Source organism: Prevotella sp. S7 MS 2 (assembly GCF_000762865.1).
Lineage (GTDB): Bacteria > Bacteroidota > Bacteroidia > Bacteroidales > Bacteroidaceae > Prevotella.
Genome location: NZ_JRPT01000121.1, coordinates 1 through 1,241 on the forward strand (window position 1 = coordinate 1; position 1,241 = coordinate 1,241).

1 protein-coding gene is annotated in these 1,241 nt (G+C 42.9%); it reads left to right on the top strand.

Annotation, left to right across the window (positions count from 1 at the left end; all coding sequences use genetic code 11):
* Positions 1-64: 64 nt before the first annotated feature.
* Positions 65-1,120 (top strand): IS5 family transposase, encoded by a 1,056-nt coding sequence (locus HMPREF0671_RS11640; RefSeq protein ID WP_036901005.1) that lies wholly within the window; start codon positions 65-67, stop codon positions 1,118-1,120.
* Positions 1,121-1,241: the final 121 nt, after the last annotated feature.

Consider the following 1,241-nt stretch of genomic DNA (forward strand, 5'->3'; position numbering starts at 1 on the left):
AGACCTCTGCAAAACTCATTGTTCAAAGTTTGCTCATTTCATCATATTTTTGTACCTTTATAGTATGAAACAACGTCCTTCTTCTCCGAGTTTTGCTGACCTAATAGTTGGTCATCGTAAGGTTAAACAGACCTTTTTCTTTCAAATTGATCAGATAATCGACTGGAATCCCATTCGTGGACTTATTGAAATTGCTTACACCAAAGGCAACCGTCCCACTGGTCGTCCAAGCTATGACAGCCTTGTGTTGTTCAAGACCGAACTTCTTCGTACATGGTATGGCTTGAGTGACGGCGAGGTCGAAGAGCAGGTAAATGACCGTCTGTCCTTCAGTCGCTTTGTTGGTTTAGGATTGGATGACTGCGCTCCAGATAGTACAACTGTATGCCGTTTCCGTAACATTTTGGTTGAAGCCGACCTTTACGACAATGTGCTGCAAGAGATAAATCGCCAGTTAGAGTTAGCTGGTGTTTTAGTTAAGCGTGGTGCCATCGTTGATGCAAGTATCACGGATAGTCCTCGTCGACCTCGCGGCCGTAAGGAATACGAAGTAGTTGAGGATCGCAATGAGGAATCAGGCAGGGATGTAGCAGAAAACGCAATGGTTAAAGAGATCGTCAAGCCCAATGTTGATGGTGAAGCACGTTGGGTAAAGAAGATGGGGAAGCTACACTTCGGTTACAAGCGACATTCGGTTACAGATGAGAACGGCTTGGTGATAGCTGAGGAAACCACACCGGCTAACGAAAGTGACATCAAACATTTGGAAAAGCCATTAGAAAAAGCTAAACTTCCACAAAGTACACCTGTTTATGCCGACAAGGGTTATGATTCTACAGCAAACAAGGATGTACTTAAACGTATGAAGCTCAAGAGTCGTATCATGCACAAAGGAGTAAGGGGACGTAAACTAACGGAAAGAGAGCAGCGTATTAATGTAGCCATCAGCAAGACACGGTATAAAGTGGAACGTACCTTTGGATCTATTCACAGATGGTTTCATGGTGGGATAGCCAGATATGTAGGTCTAGCTAAGACTCACGCACAACACATCATGGAGGCTATTGCCTACAATTTATATCGAACTCCAGGGATAATTGTGTCTAATTCTCTCAAATAAGGGGAGAATATGAGATGAAATAGAGCATATATAGCCTAAAAACCAAAAATATTGACTGCGGGTGAGCCAATAGTGTTCAAAAACAAGAATGATAGAGAATGAGGTAAGGTTTTGCAGAGGT